Genomic DNA, 20,254 nt, shown 5'->3' with positions numbered 1-20,254 from the left:
AGCGCGCATTTGCCGGGTGAGCGTTTCCGAACCGACGCGGTTTGTATTATCGTGGCGTGTGCGCATCAACAGCACGGACAAGACAATCGAGGGTGTCATGAGCAACGAAAGCATTAACTGGGACAAGCTGGGCTTTGACTACATCAAGACCGACAAGCGCTACCTGTCCGTGTGGCGCGACGGCGAGTGGGACAACGGCACCCTGACCGACGACAACGTCCTGCACATCAGCGAAGGCTCCACCGCCCTGCACTACGGCCAGCAGTGCTTCGAAGGCCTCAAGGCGTACCGTTGCAAGGACGGCTCGATCAACCTGTTCCGCCCCGACCAGAACGCCGCGCGCATGGCCCGCAGCTGCGCCCGCCTGTTGATGCCGCAGGTGCCGGCCGAGGTCTTCATCGACGCCTGCAAGCAAGTGGTCAAGGCCAACGAAAAATTCGTGCCGCCGCACGGCAAAGGTGCACTGTACCTGCGCCCCTTCGTGATCGGCACCGGTGACAACATCGGCGTGCGCACCGCGCCGGAGTTCATCTTCTCGGTCTTCGCCATTCCGGTAGGTTCGTACTTCAAAGGTGGCATGAAGCCGCACAACTTCCAGATCTCCAGCTTCGACCGCGCCGCCCCGCAAGGCACCGGCGCGGCCAAGGTCGGCGGCAACTACGCCGCCAGCCTGCAGCCGGGCGCCGAAGCGAAGAAGGCCAACTTCGCCGACGCCATCTACCTCGACCCGCTGACCCACACCAAGATCGAGGAAGTCGGCTCGGCGAACTTCTTCGGCATCACCGCCAACGACGAATTCGTCACGCCCAAGTCGGCCTCGGTGCTTCCGGGCATCACCCGCCTCTCGCTGATGGAACTGGCCGCCTCGCGTCTGGGCTTGAAAGTGGTCGAGGGCGATGTCGAGATCAACGCGCTGGACCGCTTCATCGAAGCCGGCGCCTGCGGTACCGCTGCGGTGATCACGCCCATTGGCGGCATCGAATACAACGGCAAGCTGCACGTCTTCCACGACCTGGAAAAAGTCGGCCCGGTCACCCAGAAGCTCTATGCCGAACTGACCGGCATCCAGAGCGGTGACGTCGAAGCGCCGGCCGGCTGGATCGTCAAGGTCGACTGACTTTTCCGGCTTGCAACGCGGGGTGCGCCCGCGGCGACCTACCCGACGTAGGCGTCGGCGGGCGCACCCCGCGCGCATTTGCGGCAGATGAATTTTTCTTAAATCGGCCAACGGCTATTCTTTGGCACAATCCGGACTCAACCCGCTGCCCAGGTATAAGCATGCCCCGCGTACTGACCATCGAAGATGACGCCGTCACCGCCCAGGAAATCGTCGCCGAGCTGACCAGCCATGGCCTCGAGGTGGACTGGGCGGACAATGGTCGCGAGGGGTTGTCCAAGGCCATCGGCGGCGGCTACGACCTGATCACCCTCGATCGCATGCTGCCCGAGGTCGACGGCCTGACCATCGTCACCACCCTGCGCAACCTCAAGATCGCCACGCCGATCCTGATGATCAGCGCGCTGTCGGACGTCGACGAACGTGTCCGTGGCTTGCGCGCCGGAGGCGACGACTATCTGACCAAGCCATTCGCCTCCGACGAAATGGCCGCGCGCGTGGAAGTGCTGCTGCGCCGCAACAGCGTGCCGGTGACCCAGACCCGCCTGCAGGTCTGCGACCTGGAGCTCGACCTGATCAGCCACGAGGCCCGGCGCGGCGAGCACACCCTCAACCTGCTGCCCACCGAGTACAAGCTGCTCGAATACCTGATGCGCCACGCCGGCCAGGTGATCACGCGGATGATGATCTTCGAGGAAGTGTGGGGCTATCACTTCGACCCAGGCACCAACCTGATCGACGTGCACATTGGCCGCCTGCGCAAGAAGATCGACTCGCCCGGCCAAGCGCCACTGATCCGGACGGTACGGGGCTCGGGCTATGCCATTGCCGAACCCGTCTAAGGGCTGGAGTTCGTCCACCAGCCGTCTGCTGGCGCTGTACAGCTTTCTGTTCGTCGCCTGGAGCAGCATCCTCATGGGGGTGCTGTACTTCGAGGTGTCGAGCTATCTGAACAAGCTCACCCGCCATTCCATGCTGCAACGCCAGCACCTGTTCGCGCACATGAGCGGCAAGCAGCTCGACGATGCCCTGGTCGCGAGTGAAGCCTTCGAGCAGCGTGCCTTCGATGCCTACGGGCTGTTCGACGCCAAGCTCAACCCCCTGGGTGGGCGTGTTCGCGCGTTCCCGCCAGGTTTGGCGCTCGACGGCACCATTCACGAGCTCAAGCAGTGCCTGGACGTGGGCAATCCGCATTTGCCGCAGGACAGCTGCGATGCCGTCGCCATCCAGATCAAGGATGGCCGCTGGCTGGTGCTGCTGCGCGACAACGGCTCGTTGTTCGTGGTCACGCGGATCATTCTCGATGCTTTGCTCTGGGGTATTTCCCTGACCCTGATTCCAGGTTTCGCCGGCTGGTATTGGTTGCGCCGGCGCCCGCTCAAGCGTATCCGTGCGGTGCAGGCCAGCGCCGAGCTGATCGTGGCGGGCGATCTGACCCATCGTTTGCCGCTGTCGTCGCGGCGCGACGAACTGGACATGCTGGCGGCCATCGTCAACGCCATGCTCGACCGCATCGAGCGGCTGATGCATGAGGTCAAGGGCGTGTGCGACAACATCGCCCACGACCTGCGCACGCCACTGACCCGGCTGCGCGCCCAGCTGTACCGCATCCGCCAGCAAAGCGCCGAGCACGATCCGCTGGCCGAGGCCCTGGACCAAGCCATCGGCGAAACCGATACGCTGATGGCGCGCTTCCGCGGGCTGCTGCGCATCAGCGAACTGGAAGACCGCCATCGCCGTGCTGGCTTTCTCGAACTCGACCCCCATGGCTTGTTGCTGGAATTGCACGATTTTTACCTACCCCTGGCCGAAGACGGCACCATTCGCTTGAGCCTGCAGCAGCCACCGCAGCTGCCCCCTCTCAATGGCGACCGCGAGCTGCTGTTCGAAGCGCTGGCCAATCTGGTGGGCAATGCCATCAAGTTCACCCCCGAAGGCGGCCAGGTACGCATCGTCGCCAGCGTCGACGACAAGGCGCTGCGGGTGGCGGTGGAGGACAGCGGGCCAGGCATCCCCATCGATGAGCGCCAGGCCGTGCTCAAGCGCTTCTACCGCAGCGAGGAAGGCCATCGCCATGCGGGGTTTGGGTTGGGGCTGTCGATCGTGGCGGCCATCGTCGACCTGCATGGTTATGAGCTGGAGATAGGGGAAAGCGATCTGGGCGGTGCCAAGTTGGTGTTGAAGTGTCCTGCTCAGGGCGCGCGCTCGGCTTGAAGCCCTGCAGAGATCCAAGCTGGGATGCCGGTCATCGCAGAGGATCGGGGCGCCGAACCGGCCGCTCCCACAGCACCCTAGCCGTTCCTCAACCCAAGGCCTGACGCACTTTTTCCAGCAAGTCCGCGATATGGAACGGCTTGGTCAGCATGTCCATGTCTTCCCCCAGAAACGCCTGTTTGTCCAAGGCCGTCTCGGCATAGCCGGTCATGAGCAGCGCCGGTAGGCCGGGGCGGTAGGTGCGCGCCATGTCCACCAGTTCACGCCCGCTCATCGCCGGCAGGCCGACATCGCTGAGCAGCAGATCGACGCTGGCGTCGTGACGAATGCAGTCGAGGGCCTGTTCCACAGAATCGGCCTGGCTGCAGCGGTAGCCAGCGTCGAGCAACACTTCGACCACCGACGTACGCACTGACGCCATATCCTCGACCACCAACACGTGCTCGCCCTTGCCCGGCTGTTCCAGCCGCGGCGGTGGCGTGGCGATGTCCGCGGCCTCGCCACTGGCAGGCAGCATCAGCGTCACTTCGGTGCCATGCCCCACGCCACTGCGCAGCAGCACGTTGCCGCCGGACTGGCGGGCGAAACCATAGATGGTCGACAGGCCCAGCCCCGTGCCCTGCCCCAGAGGCTTGGTGGTGAAGAACGGGTCGAAAACCTTGTCCAGCACGGCTGGCTCGATGCCGGCGCCGTCGTCGCGTACCGTCAGCGAGACGTACGGCCCATCCTTGAGGTTGGGATCACCACTGGACCATACCGGCGAGGTGGTGACTTCGATGGTGCCGCCTTTGGGCAAGGCGTCCCGGGCATTGATGATCAGGTTGAGCACGGCGCTTTCCAGCTGCACCGGGTCCACCGACGCGATGGCCGGGCGGTTCGACAGCGACAGCACCAGACGGATGCGCTCGCCGATGGTGCGGGTGAGCAAGTCTTGCAGCGACAGCACGTTGCGGTTCACATCCACCGGGCGCGTGTCCAGCGGCTGCTGACGCGCGAACGCAAGCAGGCGATGGGTCAGCGAGGCGGCGCTCATGGCCGAGCTCAACGCGGCGTCGGCATAGGTCGGGATGCGCTCCAGACGGCCCTCGCCGATGCGCTTACGCATCAGCTCCAGGCTGGTGATGATGCCGGTCAGCAGGTTGTTGAAATCGTGGGCGATGCCCCCGGTCAGGCGGCCCAGGCCGTCCATCTTCTGCATCTGCAGCAGCTGCGCCTCGGTACGCGCGCGTTCGGCCACTTCTATGGCGAGCTGGCTGTTGGCATCGTCCAGGCGCGCCAGGTGCGAACGCTCGCGATGGCGGTGCTCGGTGACGTCTTCGACGAACACCAGGCACAAGCCGGGCGAGCGGTACGGCGACAACTGCCATTCGGTTTCGCGCAACTGGCCGTGCTGGTTCATGCCCAGCATGCCACGCCAGCGCGTACCCTCTGCCAAGTGCAGACGCAGTGCTTGCAGCACCGCGTCCTGGCCTTCGGCGAAGCACTCGCACAGGTAGCCAGGGGTACGGTTGTCCTGCATCAGGGTGGCGAAGGCATGGTTGCATTCGTGCACCTTGAGCTCGGCATCGAGCACGGCGATCGGCGCCGAAACGTTGTTGAAGATTTCGCGGAAGCGTGCCTCGCTTTCGCGCAGGGCACGTTCGGTGTCGCGCACCCGCAGCAAGGTGCGCAGGGTCGCCAGCAGCACGTCCGGATCGACCGGGTGGATCAGGTAAGCGTCGGCGCCGTTGTCCAGGCCGGTGATGATGTCACCGGTCTGGATCGCCGCCGCCGACACATGGATGATCGGCAACAGCGCGGTGCGGCTGTCCTGGCGAAGCCGCCGCACCACGTCGAAGCCGCTCATGTCCGGCAGGTTGACGTCGAGGATCAACGCATCGACCGTCGTCTCGCCCAGCAGGGCCAGGCCTTCGCCGCCGGTGCCGGCCTCGAGCACTTCGAAGCCGTGCATGGCCAGGCGCCGCCGCAGAGCGTAGCGGGTCACCAGGTTGTCATCGACGATCAGCAGGCGTTCGTCATTGCGCATCGGCACGCTCCCGGGTCAGCGCCAGGGGAATCACCACGTAGAACGTCGAGCCCTGGCTCGGCTCGCTGAGCACACCGACCTCACCGCCCAGCAGCTCGGCGAAGCGCTTGCACAGCGACAGGCCCAAGCCGGTACCGCGCAGGCGCTTTTGCAGCGGCGAGTCGACCTGGCTGAAGTCTTCGAACAAGGCACCGAGCAGTTCCGGCGCGATGCCGATACCCGTATCGCTGACGGCGAAGCGCACGCGGTCGTCGCCCAGCAGCTGCGCCGACACCCGCACTTCGCCACGGGTGGTGAACTTCAAGGCGTTGGAGATGAAGTTGCGCAGGATCTGCGTGAGTTTCTTGTCGTCGGTGTAGAGCCGTGGCAAACCCTGGGACTCTTCGAAGATCAGGTCCACGGAGCTGCTGTCGACGATGGGGCGGAACATGCCGCGCAAGGCCGAGAACAGATCGAACATGTCGAACCAGCCCGGCGAGATGGTGATGCGCCCGGCCTCGATCTTGGCCAGGTCCAGCAGGTCGTCGACCATGTCCGACAGCTCGCGGGTGGCGGCGCTGACGAAGGCCACCTGCTTGTGCTGTTCGCTCGACAGCGGGCCGTCCAGTTCGTCGGCCAGCAGCCCCGTGATGCTGAGAATCGACCCCAAAGGCGTGCGGAACTCGTGGCTCATGTAGGCCAGAAAGCGGCTCTTGAGCTCCGAGGCCTGGCGCAGTTGCTCAGCTTGGTTGTCAAGCTCGGCATACAGCGCAAGCACGCCCTGGTTGGTCTCGTCCAGCTCGGCGCGCAAGGCCAGGGTCTCGGCCTGCAAACGGGTAATCAGCGCTGCCTGCTGGGCAGCGTCAAGGGAGGTCGAATCAGGCATGGCTCAGTTCCAGATCGATGACCAGCACCGTTACGTCGTCGCGGCCGCGGCAGAAGTCGCGGTGCAGCACGGCAGCGATCACTGCCGGATGACGATAGACCAGGCCAGGGTAGTTGTTCAGGCTCCAGCGCGACTGCAAGCCGTCGCTGAAGAGGATCAGCAGGTGACCGTCGATAGCGGACTGTTCGAACACCTGCGCCTTGCGGTACTGCCCACCGACGATGCCGGACAGCGACGCCAGGCCACGGCTGCCGTCGCCTTTGACCAAGGTAGCGCCGATGTTGCCGACGCCCAGATAACGCAACGTGCGTGCGCCGGCGTCGTACTGGGCCATGCCCACTGCGCCACCGCGGCTGCCGTACATGGCCACGTGCATCCGTTCCAGGACGTGCAGCGGCGCTTCGAACGGCACTTGGCCGAACGCCTGCGCGCCGGCCTTGGCGGCGCGCTCGGCTTCCTCGCCATGGCCGAGGCCGTCGATCACCAGCGCGCTCAAATCGCCTTCGCGCAGAGCCACTTGCCAGGTGTCGCCACAGGCCGGATCGTCGTGCAAGGAATGCTGGCTGACGCCAATGCGCAAGTCATCGTCGACACCGTCTCCCGCATACAAACGCGCAAGCACCACCGAGCCATGGCTGTCGGTGTGCACGTCGAACACCTGGGCACCGCGCACTACGCTGCCCAGCCCGATACCTTGGGTGCCGCTCGAGGAGAAGCCGTCGGTCATGCAGTGCACGGGATCGAACCCTTGGCCATGGTCGATGCTGAGCAGCTCCACGCCCGCCCTGCCCTGCGCGCTCACCAAGCGGCGCAGGTGCAGCACGCCCTGCCCCGCATGCTTGAGCAGGTTGCTCGCCAGTTCCGTGGCCACCAGGGCCACACGGCCCGTGTCGTTTTCATCGAAACCCAGCGTCTGCGCCAGTTTCTGCGCCGTGCGCCGGGCATGGCCGACCTGGCTGGGATCGTCGATGGCCAGTACCGTGGTGAGGCTGGCGGTAAGCGTCATATCCATCGTGTGATCGTGATCCGTGTGCCTTCCCCAGGAGCGGTGTCCAGCTCGAACTCGTCGACCAGGCGGCGTGCGCCGGTCAGCCCCAGGCCCATGCCGCTGCCGGAGGTCCAGCCGTCGGTGAGGGCCAGGCGTGTGTCGGCGATGCCGGGACCTTCGTCGCGGAACAGCATGCTCAACCCCACGCGGCCCATGCGGTCGAGCACCGACCAGTCCATGTCGCCGCCGCCGCCATAGACCACGGTGTTGCGCGCCAGCTCGCTGACGGCCGTGACCAGCTTCGTCAGGTCGACCAGCCGCATGCCATGGTCGGCGGCCAGCTTGCGCACGAACTGTCGCGCCAGCACCACGTCCTGTTCGATGCGTACCGACAGGCTACCGCTTTGCAGGACGTTCATCGCTGCGCCACCCGTTGCCGCAGGATCTGCATGCCGCGCTCGACGTTGAGCGCAGTGCTCACACCCGGTAGGGTCAGGCCCAACTCGACCAAGGTGATGGCCACGGCCGGCTGCATGCCGACCAGCATGGTCTGCGCGTCCATGATCCGCGACAGGCCGGAAATGCTGGCGATCATGCGGCCAATGAAGGAGTCGACCATGTCCAGTGCCGAGATGTCGATCAGCACGCCGCGTGCCGATGTGCAACTGATGCGCTCGGTGAGGTCTTCCTGCAGGTTCAGTGCGAGTCGGTCATGCATGTCCACCTGAATGGTGACCAACAGAAATTCGCCCATCTGCAGGATCGGAATACGCTCCATGCCTCAACCCCGCTGGTCTGCGCCGGTGTCCAGGCGCTTGATCGCCAGCTTCAGCGCATCGGCCAGGTTGGCCTTGGTGGTGATGGTGCTCAGGTCCAGGCCCAGGTGGACGATGGTCTGGGCGATCTGCGGGCGAATGCCGCTGATGATGCAGTCGGCGCCCATCAGGCGGATGGCGGTGACGGTCTTGAGCAGGTGCTGGGCGACCAGGGTGTCGACGGTGGGCACGCCGGTGATGTCGATGATGGCGATTTCAGAACCGGTGTCGACGATGCGTTGCAGCAGCGATTCCATCACGGTCTGGCTGCGTTGCGAATCGAGGGTGCCGATCAGCGGCAGCGCCAGGACACCGTCCCACAGCTTGACCACCGGGGTGGACAGTTCGAGCAGTTCGTCCTGCTGGCGACGGATCACCGCTTCACGGGTGGTCTGGTACGCGCGTACGGTGTGCATGCCCAGGCCGTCGAGCAGCTCGGAGACCACCAGCAGTTGTTCGGCCAGCACCGCGGGCTGGTCGTGGTAGTGCTGTTGCAGCAGCTGGAACAGCGGGCCTTTGAGGGCAAAGATGAAGAACGCGGTCTGGTGCGAATCGTGGCCGAGCTGTGCGCGGGATGCGGACAGTCTTTCCAGGAAACGACGCAGTTCGTCGGAGCCCGCGCCGGAGACGGCGCCTTCTTTCAAGCTCGCCAGCAGCAGGTCGAGGAAGCCGCTGGTCTGTTGGCGCAGCTCCTGCTCCTTGAGGTTGCGCGTGGCGCCATTGGCTTCGAGGCTGGCGATCCAGCCATCCAGTAGTTGGCTCTGGTTGCTGTTGATCGCGTCCAACGTACTGCCCTGCAATGCTGCCATGTGCCGTGTGCTCCAAAAGGGAAGAAAGCCGAAATGGCCGGCCTGCTGTGACTGACCGTGGCGGGCCTGAATAGTTTGTGTCGGGTGCGTGAGAAGATCGCATTGTGCTATCGCGCCAAACTGGCGACTCAAACGTATCGGCAGGTCGCTGCCTGGGCTTGAGGCCAGACCGGCCGTGGCGCGCGCGGAGTGTGCAGCGTTCCGGCGCGCCTGCCAAGAGGAGGTCGGCGCGTACGGCAAAGTAGAGGGCCATAGGCCCATGGGCGCCATGAACACGGCGCCGGAAAGTTGGCGAAGGATGGCCCGATAGCGATGCTTGGGGGTGAAGGGACCCCGGTCTGGATCGGCCAATCCAGGCCGGCGTTCGCCTTAGAACGCTACGGTCGTGGACAGCAGCCAGGTGCGTGGCGAAGACAGCGTCAAGCCGGCTTCACTGTCGTCCGAGGCCCCTGCCGAAGCCCAGTAGCGGTCGTTCAGCACGTTCTCGACATTGGCGCGCAGGGTTACGTCGCGCCCTTCGACCTTGAAGGCGTAGCGCGCGCCCAGGTCGAAGCGTTCCCAGCCGTCGATCTGCTTGCTGTTGGACTGGTCCAGGTACTGCGAACTGGAATGGATGCCACGGGCGGTCAGGGTCAGCCCGCTCAGATGTGGCACGTCCCACTCGGCCCCCAGGTTGACGTTGTAGCGCGGCGTCGCCGGCGCACGGTTGCCATCGAACTGCCCATCGAGGGTGTCGCGCAGCTCGCTGTGGATGTACATCACTCCTCCCAGCAGGCGCACGCCCTCCAGCGGCTCACCGAACAGGTTCACCTCAAGCCCCGTGTTCTCGCGTTTGCCGTTGGGGCCGAACACGCGGGTGCCGGCGTTGGTTTCATAGGCCGGCTGCTTGATGCGGAAGGCACTGGCGGTGACGGCGTAACGGCCGAAATCGTACTTGGCGCCGACCTCTACCTGGCGACTGATGAACGGCGGGAAGATCTCGTCTTCGTTGATCGACGTGCTGGGGGCGATCTTGCCCTGGCTCAGGCCTTCCATGTAGTTGGCATACAGCGACAACTGCTCGGTGGCCTTGAACACCACACCGGCCGAAGGCGAGAGCTTTTCTTCGTCGTAGGCCGTGTCGCCCTTGATGCCGTTGCTCCAGTCGTCGACCTGCACGCGTTGCCAGCGGGCGCCCAGGGTCAGCAACAGGCGGTCCTCGAAAAAGCCCAGGGTGTCGGACAGTGCGACGCCGGTGAAACGGTTTTCCGTGTAGACCTTGTCGTCCAGGCGCGTAGGCCGGCCTGGCGTGGGCGTCGGTACCGGGTCGTAGAGGTTGCTGGGTGCGGCGGCGTAGCGCCCGCCGCCGTTTTCGAAGTCCATGTAGAAATAGCTGGCCGCCAGGTTCAGCTCATGGCTGACCGGGCCGGAGTGGAACCAGTTGCGCAAGCCGGCCAGGCCCGTGCGCACGTTCTCGTCACGGGTGAAATCGCGCGGCTGCACGCTGAAGTCGCCGGCATCGTTGGACACCGGCACGTTGTGGCGCAGGAAGTCGTGGTCGCTTTTGCGCGCCCCGACCGCGCCATAGGCCAGCAGCGAGTCGCTGATGTCGTATTCGGCGTTGAACATGCCGAAGGTGTCGTTGGTGCGGGCCTTGCTCCAAGGTTGCGCGTAGTTGTCGCGGACCTTGTCGGCATCGGGCACCTTGGCCCGCGCGCCGACGATCACCCGTTCCTGCGGTGCATCGGTATCGCGTTCGGTGTGGCCCATGTCGGCCGACAAGCGCAGGCGTTCGCCACGAAAGTCCAGGCCGAGCACGGCCATTTGCCGATCGACGCTCTGGTGGTCCCAAGGCGTATCGCCCGATTGCTTGACGCCGTTGAAGCGCACACCGAACTGATCGCCTTCGCCGAAACGCCGCGCCACGTCCACCGCGCCGCCCAGTTGGCTGTCGGAGGCGTAGCTGGCGGTGAACGCGGTCAGCGGGTCGTCACCGGCATGCTTGGGCACGACGTTGATGCCGCCGCCGACGCTGCCGCGCGGGGAAATGCCGTTGATCAGCTGGCTGGGGCCTTTGATGATGTCGACGCGGTCGGCCATTTCCATGTCGATGCTGTAGGTCGGCAAGATCCCGTACAAGCCGCCGTAGGACACGTCGCTGTTGAACAGGCTCAGGCCGCGCACGGTGAACTGCTCGAAGCGCCCGCCTGCCGGATTGGTGACCCGCACCGAGGGGTCGCTGGCGACCATGTCGCCCAAGGTGCGCGCTTGCTGGGCCTGAATGCCTTCGCTGCTGTAGGTGGTCATGCTGAAGGGCGTGTCCATGAAGTCGCGTGCGCCCAGCAGGCCCTGGGAACCGCGGCGGGTGACCTGACCGCCGGCGTAGCGCTCGGCATCCACCGCACCGCTGTTCTGCGCGCCTTGAATGGTCGTCGGGGCAATTTCCAGCACGTCGGCCGAGCCAGGGCTGGGCACCAGGGTGTAGCTGTCGGTGCCCACCGCTTGCAGTTGCAGGCCGCTGCCTTGCAATAGGCGGGCAAAGCCCTCCTGCACACTGTAGCGTCCTGACAGCGCCGGGCTTTGCCGGCCAGCCACCAGGGCCGGCTCCAGCGCCAGGCTGACGCCGGCCTGCCCGGCGAAACGAGTCAATGCGGCGCCCAGGCTACCCGCCGGAATCTGGAAGCTGCGTGGCGCGGTCTCGGCTAAAGCCTGCGCGGGCATGGCGCCCCACCCCAGGACCAGACACAGGGTGGGCGCCGATATGGAAGACGCCAGGCGCGGGCGTTGGCGTGGAAATGCGGGCATGGTACGGCTCTCGTAGGGCTCATTTGCCCTAGATGACAGCCCAGGCGAAAAAAGGGGACAGGCCGCCGCGACTATTTTTCACTAGGCCAGACGCTTGGCTGGCCGAGCGATGCTCAGCGGTCGGTCGATCCATGCCCAGGCTTGGCCTTGACCGCCAACGCACGGTGTTGCAGCAGGCAGATATAGCCCAAGCCCAGCAAAGTCAGCAGCAACCAGGCCAGCGCCACGACCAGCTCGGTGGCATAGCGCGCCACGCTGGCCTGAATGCCGGCGAACGATTCGAACACCCTGACCCGCGCTTCGCCGCCATCGTGGTTGATGCGCACCCCGGCCTGGGCGATCTGCGAGTAGTCGCCGTCGAAATAGATCCACACCCGGGCCTGCGCGTCGGCACCGATGGCCGGAATTTCCACCGTGCTGGTCGCGGTTTCCAGCAGGTTGTCGTTGCCCGCCTCGTCGCGCACCTGCACCAGCCCCTTGACCGGCAGGCGAATGCGCACGTTGCGGATCGGCGTTTCGCCGGTGTTGCGCAAGGTGATGAACAGGCCTGTGCGGTGGTCCACCAAGCCGGCCTCGAAAGGCTTGGCGAACAATGTGCGATACGGCGCCTGGGCCAGGTCGACGAACTTGTCGAGCTGATCGTGGCTGAGCGCCGTGCCAGCTATGCTGCGGGCATGGTCGTACAACTGCTCGTACTTGAGCGCATCGTTGGTCTGGCTGATGCGCTCGCTGAACTGGCTGGGATAGGTCAAAGACTGGTAGGTCAGCTCGGCCTCGAGCCGCGGATCGTGCCTGAACGCCAGGTACAGCGCAGCCACGCAGACCAGCGCAACCAAGACGCCCGCAAGGGACTTACCGACTTTTTCCCAGTTCAACCTGGTGGTTCCTTGTGTCTTAGCATGGATGTGGCATGGTCGATGGCACACCCGCTTGCGTGCCAAAGCGCGAGCAAGCGTGCCAACTTCGGTGGGCCGGTGCAACACGCACGTGCGCGATCGGCCGACTGGCGATCCCGGACGAACGTACCGCGCGCGGCATCGTCATACACACATACCCAGGAACTGCGCACAAAGAGGACGCCCGATGTCGCACCCCGACCCGTCGTATGTGAAATGGCTCGAAGACCAGTCGATGCTCAAAGCCTCCCAGGACCGGGCACGGCTCTATTCCGGCCAATCGCGCCTGTGGCTCAACCCCTTCGCCGAAGCCCAGCCGCGTCGCGCCACGCAGATCGCTTCGGTGTGGCTGACGGTCTACCCCGACGCCATCATCGCTCCAGAGGGGTGCTCGGTACTGGGCGCGCTGGGCCATGAGGCCCTATGGAAACGCCTGTCCGACATGGGCGTGCAGGGCATCCACACCGGCCCGATCAAGCGATCCGGTGGCGTGCGCGAGCGCGATTTCACGCCTAGCGTGGACGGCAACTTCGACCGCATCAGCTTCGACATCGACCCGCTGTACGGCACCGAGCAGGAACTGGTGCAGATGAGCCGCCTGGCCGCGGCGCACAATGCGGTGACCATCGACGACCTGATCCCCTCCCACACTGGTAAAGGCGCCGACTTCCGTCTGGCCGAGATGGGCCACGGCGCCTATCCAGGGCTCTACCACATGGTCGAGATCCGCGAAGAGGACTGGAACCTGCTGCCTGACGTACCGGCAGGCCGCGACGCGGTGAACCTGCTGCCGGCGCAGTGCGACGAGCTCAAGGCGCGTCACTACATCGTCGGCCAGTTGCAGCGGGTGATCTTCTTCGAGCCCGGCGTCAAGGAAACCGACTGGAGCGCTACCCCGCCCATCACTGGCGTGGATGGCGTGACCCGCCGCTGGGTCTACCTGCACTACTTCAAGGAAGGCCAGCCGTCGCTGAACTGGCTCGACCCGAGTTTCACCGCCCAGCAGATGATCATCGGCGACGCCCTGCACGCGCTCGACTGCCTGGGCGCGCGTGGCCTGCGCCTGGACGCCAACGGCTTCCTCGGCGTGGAAACCCGCGCCGAAGGCACCGCCTGGTCGGAAAGCCACCCGCTATCGCTGGTGGGCAACCAGATCATCGGCGGCATGATCCGCAAGGCCGGCGGTTTCAGCTTCCAAGAGCTGAACCTGACCCTGGACGACATCGCCGGGATGTCCAAGGGCGGCGCTGACCTGTCCTACGACTTCATCACCCGTCCGGCCTACCAGCATGCGCTGTTGACCGGCGACACCGAGTTCCTGCGCTTGATGTTCAAAGAGATGCAGGCCTTCGAGATCGACCCTGCCTCGCTCATCCATGCGCTGCAGAACCACGACGAACTGACGGTGGAGCTGGTGCATTTCTGGACCCTGCACGCCCACGACATGTACCACTACAAGGGTCAGACGTTGCCCGGCAACATCCTGCGCGAGCACATTCGCGAAGAGATCTACGAGCGTCTGTCGGGCGAGCATGCGCCGTACAACCTGCGCTTCGTCACCAACGGCATCTCCTGCACCACGGCCAGTCTGATCACCGCAGCGCTGGGCATCCGCGATCTGGCCGAGATCAGCGAAGCCGACATCGAGCAGATCCAGAAGGTGCACCTGCTGCTGGTCATGTACAACGCCATGCAACCGGGCGTGGTGGCGCTTTCGGGTTGGGACATGGTGGGCGCCCTGCCGCTGCCGGCCGAAGCGGTGGCCGAGCGCATGCTCGATGGCGACACGCGCTGGATCCACCGCGGCGGCTACGATCTGGCCGGGCTGGCACCCAATAACGAGACGTCGGTACGCGGCATGCCACGCGCACGCGCCCTGTATGGCAGCCTCGATGCCCAACTGGAACGCGGCGACTCGTTCGCCTGCAAGGTGAAGAAGCTGCTGGCCGTACGCCAGGCCTATGGCATCGCCACCGCCCGCCAGATCCTGGTGCCCGATGTGACCAGCCCTGGACTGTTGGTGATGGTGCATGAGTTGCCGGCCGGACGCGGCATCCAGATCAGCGCGCTGAACTTCGGCCAGACGGTGATCGCCGAGGAGCTGCAATTGACCGGCTTCACTCCAGGCACCGTGGTGGACATGATCAACGAAACAGTGGAGGGCGATCTGACCGAAGACGGCCGCCTGACGATCAACCTCGACCCCTACGAGGCGCTCTGCCTGCGTATCGTCAACAGCAGCAGCCATATGTGATGGCCGTTGGTCGGGGGCTTTGACCGATCCATTGGAATGACCCGCTATCCAGGCAGTCATTTATCTAGAGAGGACCGCAAAGCAAAGGAGCTTTCTATGAACCTGGCGATGACCCTTTTTAGCTTGATGAGTGCTTGGGCAGTGGTGGCGTTGGCGTTCTTGTGGGGGGTGCTGCGCGTTGCGCGTCGTCACCATGGGGAAGCGAGCGTACGGCCCAAACCGATGCGTCACCATAAGCTGGTATTGAGCAATGTGGCTGCCTGAAGGCGGCCACGGCATGGCCTGGAGTGCCGGGACCGCTGTCGATGAATGCGTCCGCCCGCCTCTTCAGGCCATTGCGCCACGCTGTCAGCCCACCGGGGCTGCGCCAAGATAGGCGATCACCCGTTCTGCCGCCATGTCAGGTTTCTCCTGCATGAAACAGTGGCCGCCCGATACCTGTTCTTGCGCGATCGCTCGATTGACTCCCGCCGCCCGCCGCGCCGACGGCCCTACGAATGGGTAGCTGCCATCCCCATGCAAGATCAGCGTCGGCACCCTGATCCGCTTCAGGCTCGGCCACAGACTCCGAGGCATCGAACTGAATATTTCGGCCTCGCGCGCAGGTCGACACCTTAGCTGAATCCCTTCGGGACATGCCATCAACGCATGCTTCAAATAAGCCTCCAGCGCCTGCGGCGTCCATCCCTTGAAAATCCCTCTTCCCTGCAGAGCCGCCTGGGCGCTTTGACGATCCGGCCACTGGCTGCGCCGGCCCGCCGCCTTGCGCGCCAGGCCATGGCGCGTGTGCAGGCCCAGCCGGCGCGCCACCCAGAACGTTGCGATCATGCGCGGACTGAACAGAACCGGGTCGAGCAGCACCGCGCGTTCGAACAGCGCAGGGCGCTGTGCCAGGATCAGGGCCGTGAGCACCCCGCCGAAGCTGTGCCCGACTGCATAGCGCGGCACCTGGCCATAGACGGTACGACCGGCCTCGAAAGCCTCGAGCGCCAGTTCCGCGCTGCGGTTCCAGCCGCGGAACACCCCACCGTGGTCACTCTCGCCATGCCCCTGCACATCGCTGAGCCATAGATCGAAGCGCTCGCTCAATATGAGCAGCATGGGCCGATAGACCAAGGCGCAAAAACCGTTGCCATGCAGCACATGCAACAGTGGCTTGCCGCTGGGCGGCGAGCGCCAGCCCCGTAAGGTGAAACCTTCGACAGTGGGGTAAGACCATGGGATCAGGTGCATCGTCGACTCGCTACCGCCGTCAGGAGAACGCCGATTCTACGAACAGCAGCGGGTACAGGGAAATCACCAAAAGCAGGGCCATCAGGACATTGAACAGCATCAACCAGCGCGGATTGCGCAACAGGTTGCGCAGGGCGCTGCCGAACATGATCCAGATCCCGACACTGGGCAGGTTCACCAGCGCGAAGACCAGGCCGATCACCAGGACGTTGTACAGATAGCCCTGGGCCGGGGCGTAGGTGGTGATCGCCCCCACCGCCATGACCCAGGCCTTGGGGTTGACCCACTGGAACGCCGCCGCACCCAGAAAGGTCAGCGGCTTGCGCTCGCCGTCGGTGCCTTCGGCCATCGGGCCTGAAGTGGCGATCTTCCAGGCCAGGTACAGCAAGTACGCAGCGCCGGCGTAACGCAGCAAGGTGTAGAGCATCGGCCAGGTTTCGAACACCTTGCCCAGCCCCAGCCCGACTGCGATCACCATCACCATGAAGCCGATGCTCACGCCCAGCGCATGGGGCAGGCTGCGGCGCACGCCGAAATTCACGCCCGAGGCGAGCAGCATGGTGTTGTTGGGGCCTGGGGTGATGGAGGAGACGAAAGCGAACAGTACGAAGGCGGTGAGCAGATCGTAGGAACCGAGCATGGTCTGGTGTCCGAATGAGGTGGCAAGGCCGATCTAAGGTAGCGAAAGGCCGGCTGTGGCAGACATGTACAGTTACGTTATATTTAACCAATACACCTGACTGTAACGCTCAATCTGGTTGAAAGATCGCCTCGATCGGCTGCTCGAACAGGCGTGCCAAGTTGAATGCCAGGGGCAGGCTGGGGTCGTAACGTCCGGTCTCGATGGCATTGACGGTTTGCCGCGACACGCCCAAGCGCGTCGCCAGCTCCGCTTGCGACCACCCCCTTTCGGCGCGTAGCTCGCGCACACGGTTGTTCATCGATAACGCCTGACACCGAACACCGTACCTAGCGCCCACAGTGCGCCCATCAACGGCCAGACCATGAACATCGACAATCGCGGCAAGCCTGCGGTTTCCAGGAATCCATAACTGAACGTGATCAGTACCGTGGCCACGAACGCCATGCCCAAGGCTTCGAGCTGGATGCGCCGGTGCAATTCGTCGAGGCTGCGCAGTTGGCGGATCACGACCCAGGCCATGGCGACCAGCGCCGGAACCGGTGCCAGGGCCACCGCAGCTTTGATCAAAGGCGTCGACAACAGCGGCAGGTAATGGCTGCTGACCAGCACGGCCAGGGCGTACAGCACCATGGTCAGCGCGAATGCTGGGGCAAAACGGGTGAACGACATATCTGTGACCCCCATGTAAAGGAGGCTTTACATTGCCCGCACCGCCTCGCTGATGTCAAGCAGGCTTTACATTGCCTTGAGGGGTGAGCCTGCGGCTAGAATACGCACCCCGCCATCAAGGAAGCCCTGCCATGTCCCTTTCCATCCGTCCCGCCCAGCGCAGCGACGCACCACAGATCCTCGCCTTCATCACCGAACTGGCCGAGTACGAGCGCGCCCGGCATGAAGTCATCGCCTGCATCGTCGACATCGAACGCAGCCTGTTCGACGCACCCGGCAGCGTCAGCAGCCTGATCTGCGAGCGCGACGGGGTGGCCATCGGCTTTGCCGTGTACTTCACCAGCTATTCCACCTGGCTGGGCCGGCACGGCATCTACCTCGAAGACCTGTACATCACCCCCGAGCAGCGCGGCGGCGGGGCCGGTCGGGCGTTGCTGCAACACATTGCCCGCGAGGCGGTGCGTACCGGCTGCGGTCGTCTGGAGTGGAGCGTGCTGGACTGGAACACCCCGGCCATCGGCTTCTACGAAGCAGTGGGCGCCCAGGCCCAGGACGAGTGGATCAAGTACCGGCTCGAAGGCGAGCGGCTGCAACACTTCGCCGAAGGCCGTGTGACTCAGGCCCGCTGATCCCCCCATTCGTTGCTCAGGAGGCAGGCCATGCCCTTCCCCATCGATGACAAGCTGGTAGTGGGCGTTGCCTCCAGTGCGCTGTTCGACCTCACCGAGTCGGACCATATCTACGAAAGCGAAGGCGTCGAGGCCTACCGCTCGCATCACGAGCGCAACATCGACCAGCCCTTCGCCCGCGGCGTGGCTTTTCCCTTCATCCGGCGTTTCCTGCGCATCAACCAGGCCTTTCCCGAGCAACTGCCGGTGGAAGTGGTGCTGCTGTCGCGCAATTCGCCGGAAACCGGCCTGCGGGTGTTTCGCTCCATCGAGCACTACGGGCTGGACATCAGCCGCGCCGCCTTCATGTCGGGTCGCTCGCCGTATGAGTACATCCCGGCCTTCAACGCTTCCCTGTTTCTCAGCGCCAACGAAAGCGACGTGCAGCGGGCCATCGACGCCAACTACCCAGCCGGGTTGGTGCTGCCAAGCAAGGTCTACGACGACGAGATCGACAACGAACTGCGCGTGGCCTTCGACTTCGACGGCGTGATCGCCGACGACGAAGCCGAAAGCGTCTACAAGCAGGCGCTGGACCTCAATGCCTTCCAGGCCTACGAATCGAACCGCAAGGCGATCCCGCACCGGCCTGGGCCGCTGGCCGATCTGTTTCGCAAACTGTCGTCGATTCGCACCTTGGAAGATCAGAGGCTGGCCGAGTGCCCGGACTACCAACGCATCCTGCGCATCGCCATCGTCACGGCGCGCAATGCGCCGTCCCACGAGCGGGTGGTGACCACGCTGAAGGACTGGGGCGTGTCGCCAGACGAATCGTTCTTTCTCGGGGGGATGGAAAAACGGCGGGTCTTGTCGATCCTTAAGCCGCACATGTTCTTCGACGACCAGCGCAGCCACTTGGACTCGGCCGCCAGGGACCTGCCCATGGTGCATGTGCCCTTTGGTATAGCCAACCGAGCCTTGCCGTCTACCTAGGAGGGCGCCTTCTAGGGGAAGACGCGTTGAGCGCCGCGCCGTTCAGTCGTGTTCGCGGGCGACGGCGGCGGCCAGCTGTGCCAAGGTGTCGAAGTGCTCGGCAGCGTCCAGCGAAGGCGAACCTGCGTCAACCAGCCACAGTCCAGATACCGAAAAGATCGAAGCCCCGGCAGGTGAATGACCGGGGCTCGAACGGCGTAACCCATGCATTGCAACGGGCGTAGTGATTACCGACCGGTCAGCTGCCGACTGTTGTACCAATACAGGTAGGCCAAGCCCAACGGCGCGATGAAAATCGCCAGGAACCAACACATCAACATGGTCATGAGCTTCACGAACAACATCAGCAACGCGTTCACGAAGAACACATTGTTGCCCATGATGAAACCGATGATGCGCTCATAGACGAAACGCGAGTAGGGATAGAGCAAGGCACAAGCGATGGCCATGACGATGCTGCCTACGCCGATTCCGCTAGGCGCATTGGCCTTCATGTAGATGAAGAACGCGGCGAACAATACGCCAAAGAACAGCTGCCGTGCATAGTAGCTGGGGGTCAGACCACCAAAAGTCATCGCAAGAACTTGCCGCATAAGATCCATCTCGAACGTGGGAAAAGGCAGCATTTTATCCCGAGCGCCCCCCGCCAGTACAAGCGAGTAGTGACACGGCGTTCGAAATGCGGCCGTCCTGTTCTGGTGCCCACCATAAAAAAGCCCGCATGCGCGGGCTCGTTTCATATGACTCGATCAAATCGGATGGCTGTAGAACAGCGCGTAGGATTCGATGCCGTCGTTGGGTTGTTTGATGCTGGCGTTGGAATAGTGCGTGGCGCGGATGCCCACGCGCTGGTTGTCGCCGAACTTCAGACCCGCGCCAATACGGTCTTCGAAGTTGAAGGCGCTACCGAACTCCTGGTCGCCGGCCGAAGTACCCGAGAACACCGCAACACCGATACCGGCCTCGATGAAGGGCTTGATGTCGCCATTGCCGAATTCATAGACGAATACGGGCGCGAACGATAGCGAATGCGCACCGCCTGCGGCTTTACCGGCTTCCCAGTAGGTGTAGCCTGCGTCCCAATAGCCGGTCAGACGACCCACGTCGGACTCCAGCCACGACTTGTCCCAAGCGAAGCCCACACCGACGCGCGCGGTCAGGCCGCCCTGGCTGGTAGCGCCGATGGCGCCTGACAATTCGGTCGCCTGAGCGGAGACGGCAAAGAGCGAAAGCACCGCAGCAGCGATGACTGTTTTCATGATCACGGTTTTCCTGAGTTATTACTTAGCAAGCTATCTGAGCACAGTGATATCACACTGGTCGGTCAATGCAAGTAGATG

22 protein-coding genes are annotated in these 20,254 nt (G+C 64.1%); 7 read left to right on the top strand and 15 right to left on the bottom strand.

Annotation, left to right across the window (positions count from 1 at the left end):
- The first annotated feature begins 97 nt into the window (after nt 1–97).
- From ACSMEV_RS12910 to ACSMEV_RS12900, 3 genes are all read left to right on the top strand, one after another.
- Nucleotides 98–1,117: a branched-chain amino acid aminotransferase gene (locus ACSMEV_RS12910; RefSeq protein WP_459205489.1), complete on the top strand. Its 1,020-nt coding sequence runs from the start codon at nt 98–100 to the stop codon at nt 1,115–1,117.
- Between the two features lie 161 nt (nt 1,118–1,278).
- Nucleotides 1,279–1,959, top strand: a complete 681-nt coding sequence (locus ACSMEV_RS12905) for a response regulator transcription factor (protein ID WP_459205488.1) — start codon at nt 1,279–1,281, stop codon at nt 1,957–1,959.
- On the top strand, nt 1,937–3,331 hold the full coding sequence (locus ACSMEV_RS12900) for a sensor histidine kinase (protein ID WP_459205487.1): 1,395 nt from the start codon (nt 1,937–1,939) through the stop codon (nt 3,329–3,331). Before ACSMEV_RS12905 ends, ACSMEV_RS12900 begins: the two co-directional genes overlap by 23 nt.
- A gap of 88 nt (nt 3,332–3,419) precedes the next feature.
- On the opposite strand, the gene ACSMEV_RS12895 is transcribed toward ACSMEV_RS12900, so the two are convergent.
- From ACSMEV_RS12895 to ACSMEV_RS12860, 8 genes are all read right to left on the bottom strand, one after another.
- Nucleotides 3,420–5,357, bottom strand: coding sequence for a response regulator (locus ACSMEV_RS12895; protein WP_459205486.1), 1,938 nt, complete (start codon nt 5,355–5,357; stop codon nt 3,420–3,422).
- Complete coding sequence (locus ACSMEV_RS12890; RefSeq protein WP_459205485.1) at nt 5,347–6,222, bottom strand: sensor histidine kinase; 876 nt, start codon at nt 6,220–6,222, stop codon at nt 5,347–5,349. The genes ACSMEV_RS12895 and ACSMEV_RS12890 overlap by 11 nt, the downstream gene beginning before the upstream one ends.
- Entirely contained in the window at nt 6,215–7,234 is a 1,020-nt protein-coding gene (locus tag ACSMEV_RS12885) for an ATP-binding protein (RefSeq protein WP_459205484.1), read from the bottom strand. The genes ACSMEV_RS12890 and ACSMEV_RS12885 overlap by 8 nt, the downstream gene beginning before the upstream one ends.
- Nucleotides 7,225–7,629, bottom strand: a complete 405-nt coding sequence (locus ACSMEV_RS12880) for an anti-sigma regulatory factor (RefSeq protein ID WP_459205483.1) — start codon at nt 7,627–7,629, stop codon at nt 7,225–7,227. Before ACSMEV_RS12880 ends, ACSMEV_RS12885 begins: the two co-directional genes overlap by 10 nt.
- Nucleotides 7,626–7,988 carry an STAS domain-containing protein gene (locus ACSMEV_RS12875; RefSeq protein WP_459205482.1) on the bottom strand — a complete coding sequence of 121 codons (363 nt, stop codon included), beginning with the start codon at nt 7,986–7,988 and terminating at the stop codon, nt 7,626–7,628. Before ACSMEV_RS12875 ends, ACSMEV_RS12880 begins: the two co-directional genes overlap by 4 nt.
- 3 nt (nt 7,989–7,991) lie before the next feature.
- Nucleotides 7,992–8,834, bottom strand: a complete 843-nt coding sequence (locus tag ACSMEV_RS12870; protein ID WP_459205481.1) for an STAS domain-containing protein — start codon at nt 8,832–8,834, stop codon at nt 7,992–7,994.
- A 369-nt stretch (nt 8,835–9,203) separates the two neighbouring features.
- Nucleotides 9,204–11,534, bottom strand: a complete 2,331-nt coding sequence (locus ACSMEV_RS12865) for a TonB-dependent siderophore receptor (RefSeq protein ID WP_459208341.1) — start codon at nt 11,532–11,534, stop codon at nt 9,204–9,206.
- A gap of 197 nt (nt 11,535–11,731) precedes the next feature.
- Complete coding sequence (locus tag ACSMEV_RS12860; protein ID WP_459205480.1) at nt 11,732–12,493, bottom strand: hypothetical protein; 762 nt, start codon at nt 12,491–12,493, stop codon at nt 11,732–11,734.
- 208 nt (nt 12,494–12,701) lie between these two features.
- Here ACSMEV_RS12860 and treS point away from each other — a divergent pair, with 208 nt between their 5' ends.
- Both treS and ACSMEV_RS12850 read left to right on the top strand, forming a co-directional pair.
- Nucleotides 12,702–14,768 (top strand): maltose alpha-D-glucosyltransferase, encoded by a 2,067-nt coding sequence (gene treS / locus ACSMEV_RS12855; protein ID WP_459205479.1) that lies wholly within the window; start codon nt 12,702–12,704, stop codon nt 14,766–14,768.
- Nucleotides 14,769–14,864: 96 nt separating this feature from the next.
- Entirely contained in the window at nt 14,865–15,032 is a 168-nt protein-coding gene (locus ACSMEV_RS12850; RefSeq protein WP_459205478.1) for a hypothetical protein, read from the top strand.
- Between the two features lie 84 nt (nt 15,033–15,116).
- On the opposite strand, the gene ACSMEV_RS12845 is transcribed toward ACSMEV_RS12850, so the two are convergent.
- The 4 genes from ACSMEV_RS12845 to ACSMEV_RS12830 all read right to left on the bottom strand — a co-directional run bounded on the left by ACSMEV_RS12845 (nt 15,117) and on the right by ACSMEV_RS12830 (nt 17,313).
- Entirely contained in the window at nt 15,117–16,001 is an 885-nt protein-coding gene (locus ACSMEV_RS12845) for an alpha/beta fold hydrolase (protein ID WP_459205477.1), read from the bottom strand.
- Between the two features lie 19 nt (nt 16,002–16,020).
- Nucleotides 16,021–16,641: a LysE family translocator gene (locus tag ACSMEV_RS12840; protein ID WP_459205476.1), complete on the bottom strand. Its 621-nt coding sequence runs from the start codon at nt 16,639–16,641 to the stop codon at nt 16,021–16,023.
- A gap of 109 nt (nt 16,642–16,750) precedes the next feature.
- A complete protein-coding gene (locus tag ACSMEV_RS12835; protein WP_459205475.1) occupies nt 16,751–16,942 on the bottom strand; it encodes a helix-turn-helix transcriptional regulator in 192 nt (63 codons plus the stop codon).
- Nucleotides 16,939–17,313 carry a hypothetical protein gene (locus tag ACSMEV_RS12830; protein WP_459205474.1) on the bottom strand — a complete coding sequence of 125 codons (375 nt, stop codon included), beginning with the start codon at nt 17,311–17,313 and terminating at the stop codon, nt 16,939–16,941. Before ACSMEV_RS12830 ends, ACSMEV_RS12835 begins: the two co-directional genes overlap by 4 nt.
- A 131-nt stretch (nt 17,314–17,444) precedes the next feature.
- Between ACSMEV_RS12830 and ACSMEV_RS12825 the strand changes: the two genes are divergently transcribed.
- Together ACSMEV_RS12825 and ACSMEV_RS12820 are read left to right on the top strand one after the other, a co-directional pair.
- A complete protein-coding gene (locus ACSMEV_RS12825; RefSeq protein ID WP_459205473.1) occupies nt 17,445–17,942 on the top strand; it encodes a GNAT family N-acetyltransferase in 498 nt (165 codons plus the stop codon).
- Between the two features lie 30 nt (nt 17,943–17,972).
- On the top strand, nt 17,973–18,914 hold the full coding sequence (locus tag ACSMEV_RS12820) for a 5'-nucleotidase (protein WP_459205472.1): 942 nt from the start codon (nt 17,973–17,975) through the stop codon (nt 18,912–18,914).
- A 42-nt stretch (nt 18,915–18,956) separates the two neighbouring features.
- On the opposite strand, the gene ACSMEV_RS12815 is transcribed toward ACSMEV_RS12820, so the two are convergent.
- The 3 genes from ACSMEV_RS12815 to ACSMEV_RS12805 form a co-directional block, all read right to left on the bottom strand.
- The gene (locus ACSMEV_RS12815; RefSeq protein ID WP_459205471.1) at nt 18,957–19,124 is read right to left on the bottom strand and encodes a hypothetical protein; all 168 of its coding nucleotides are present in this window, start codon (nt 19,122–19,124) and stop codon (nt 18,957–18,959) included.
- A gap of 17 nt (nt 19,125–19,141) precedes the next feature.
- The gene (locus ACSMEV_RS12810; RefSeq protein WP_459205470.1) at nt 19,142–19,489 is read right to left on the bottom strand and encodes a hypothetical protein; all 348 of its coding nucleotides are present in this window, start codon (nt 19,487–19,489) and stop codon (nt 19,142–19,144) included.
- A gap of 174 nt (nt 19,490–19,663) precedes the next feature.
- Entirely contained in the window at nt 19,664–20,173 is a 510-nt protein-coding gene (locus tag ACSMEV_RS12805) for an acyloxyacyl hydrolase (RefSeq protein WP_459205469.1), read from the bottom strand.
- Nucleotides 20,174–20,254 lie beyond the last annotated feature (81 nt).

The organism is Pseudomonas sp. MLB6B (genome assembly GCF_054508135.1).
This window is presented reverse-complemented; position numbering and strand designations above follow the sequence as displayed.

Bases quoted from the DNA above. Each gene is read 5' to 3' on its own strand.
- ACSMEV_RS12830 (WP_459205474.1), bottom strand. From the start codon at position 17,313: ATGTCGTTCACCCGTTTTGCCCCAGCATTCGCGCTGACCATGGTGCTG.
- ACSMEV_RS12840 (WP_459205476.1), bottom strand. From the start codon at position 16,641: ATGCTCGGTTCCTACGATCTGCTCACCGCCTTCGTACTGTTCGCTTTC.
- treS (WP_459205479.1), top strand. From the start codon at position 12,702: ATGTCGCACCCCGACCCGTCGTATGTGAAATGGCTCGAAGACCAGTCG.
- ACSMEV_RS12805 (WP_459205469.1), bottom strand. From the start codon at position 20,173: ATGAAAACAGTCATCGCTGCTGCGGTGCTTTCGCTCTTTGCCGTCTCC.
- ACSMEV_RS12910 (WP_459205489.1), top strand. From the start codon at position 98: ATGAGCAACGAAAGCATTAACTGGGACAAGCTGGGCTTTGACTACATC.
- ACSMEV_RS12905 (WP_459205488.1), top strand. From the start codon at position 1,279: ATGCCCCGCGTACTGACCATCGAAGATGACGCCGTCACCGCCCAGGAA.
- ACSMEV_RS12850 (WP_459205478.1), top strand. From the start codon at position 14,865: ATGAACCTGGCGATGACCCTTTTTAGCTTGATGAGTGCTTGGGCAGTG.
- ACSMEV_RS12835 (WP_459205475.1), bottom strand. From the start codon at position 16,942: ATGAACAACCGTGTGCGCGAGCTACGCGCCGAAAGGGGGTGGTCGCAA.
- ACSMEV_RS12825 (WP_459205473.1), top strand. From the start codon at position 17,445: ATGTCCCTTTCCATCCGTCCCGCCCAGCGCAGCGACGCACCACAGATC.
- ACSMEV_RS12890 (WP_459205485.1), bottom strand. From the start codon at position 6,222: ATGCCTGATTCGACCTCCCTTGACGCTGCCCAGCAGGCAGCGCTGATT.
- ACSMEV_RS12895 (WP_459205486.1), bottom strand. From the start codon at position 5,357: ATGCGCAATGACGAACGCCTGCTGATCGTCGATGACAACCTGGTGACC.
- ACSMEV_RS12810 (WP_459205470.1), bottom strand. From the start codon at position 19,489: ATGACTTTTGGTGGTCTGACCCCCAGCTACTATGCACGGCAGCTGTTC.
- ACSMEV_RS12880 (WP_459205483.1), bottom strand. From the start codon at position 7,629: ATGAACGTCCTGCAAAGCGGTAGCCTGTCGGTACGCATCGAACAGGAC.
- ACSMEV_RS12900 (WP_459205487.1), top strand. From the start codon at position 1,937: ATGCCATTGCCGAACCCGTCTAAGGGCTGGAGTTCGTCCACCAGCCGT.
- ACSMEV_RS12845 (WP_459205477.1), bottom strand. From the start codon at position 16,001: ATGCACCTGATCCCATGGTCTTACCCCACTGTCGAAGGTTTCACCTTA.
- ACSMEV_RS12865 (WP_459208341.1), bottom strand. From the start codon at position 11,534: ATGCCCGCGCAGGCTTTAGCCGAGACCGCGCCACGCAGCTTCCAGATT.
- ACSMEV_RS12885 (WP_459205484.1), bottom strand. From the start codon at position 7,234: ATGGATATGACGCTTACCGCCAGCCTCACCACGGTACTGGCCATCGAC.
- ACSMEV_RS12815 (WP_459205471.1), bottom strand. From the start codon at position 19,124: ATGCATGGGTTACGCCGTTCGAGCCCCGGTCATTCACCTGCCGGGGCT.
- ACSMEV_RS12820 (WP_459205472.1), top strand. From the start codon at position 17,973: ATGCCCTTCCCCATCGATGACAAGCTGGTAGTGGGCGTTGCCTCCAGT.
- ACSMEV_RS12875 (WP_459205482.1), bottom strand. From the start codon at position 7,988: ATGGAGCGTATTCCGATCCTGCAGATGGGCGAATTTCTGTTGGTCACC.
- ACSMEV_RS12870 (WP_459205481.1), bottom strand. From the start codon at position 8,834: ATGGCAGCATTGCAGGGCAGTACGTTGGACGCGATCAACAGCAACCAG.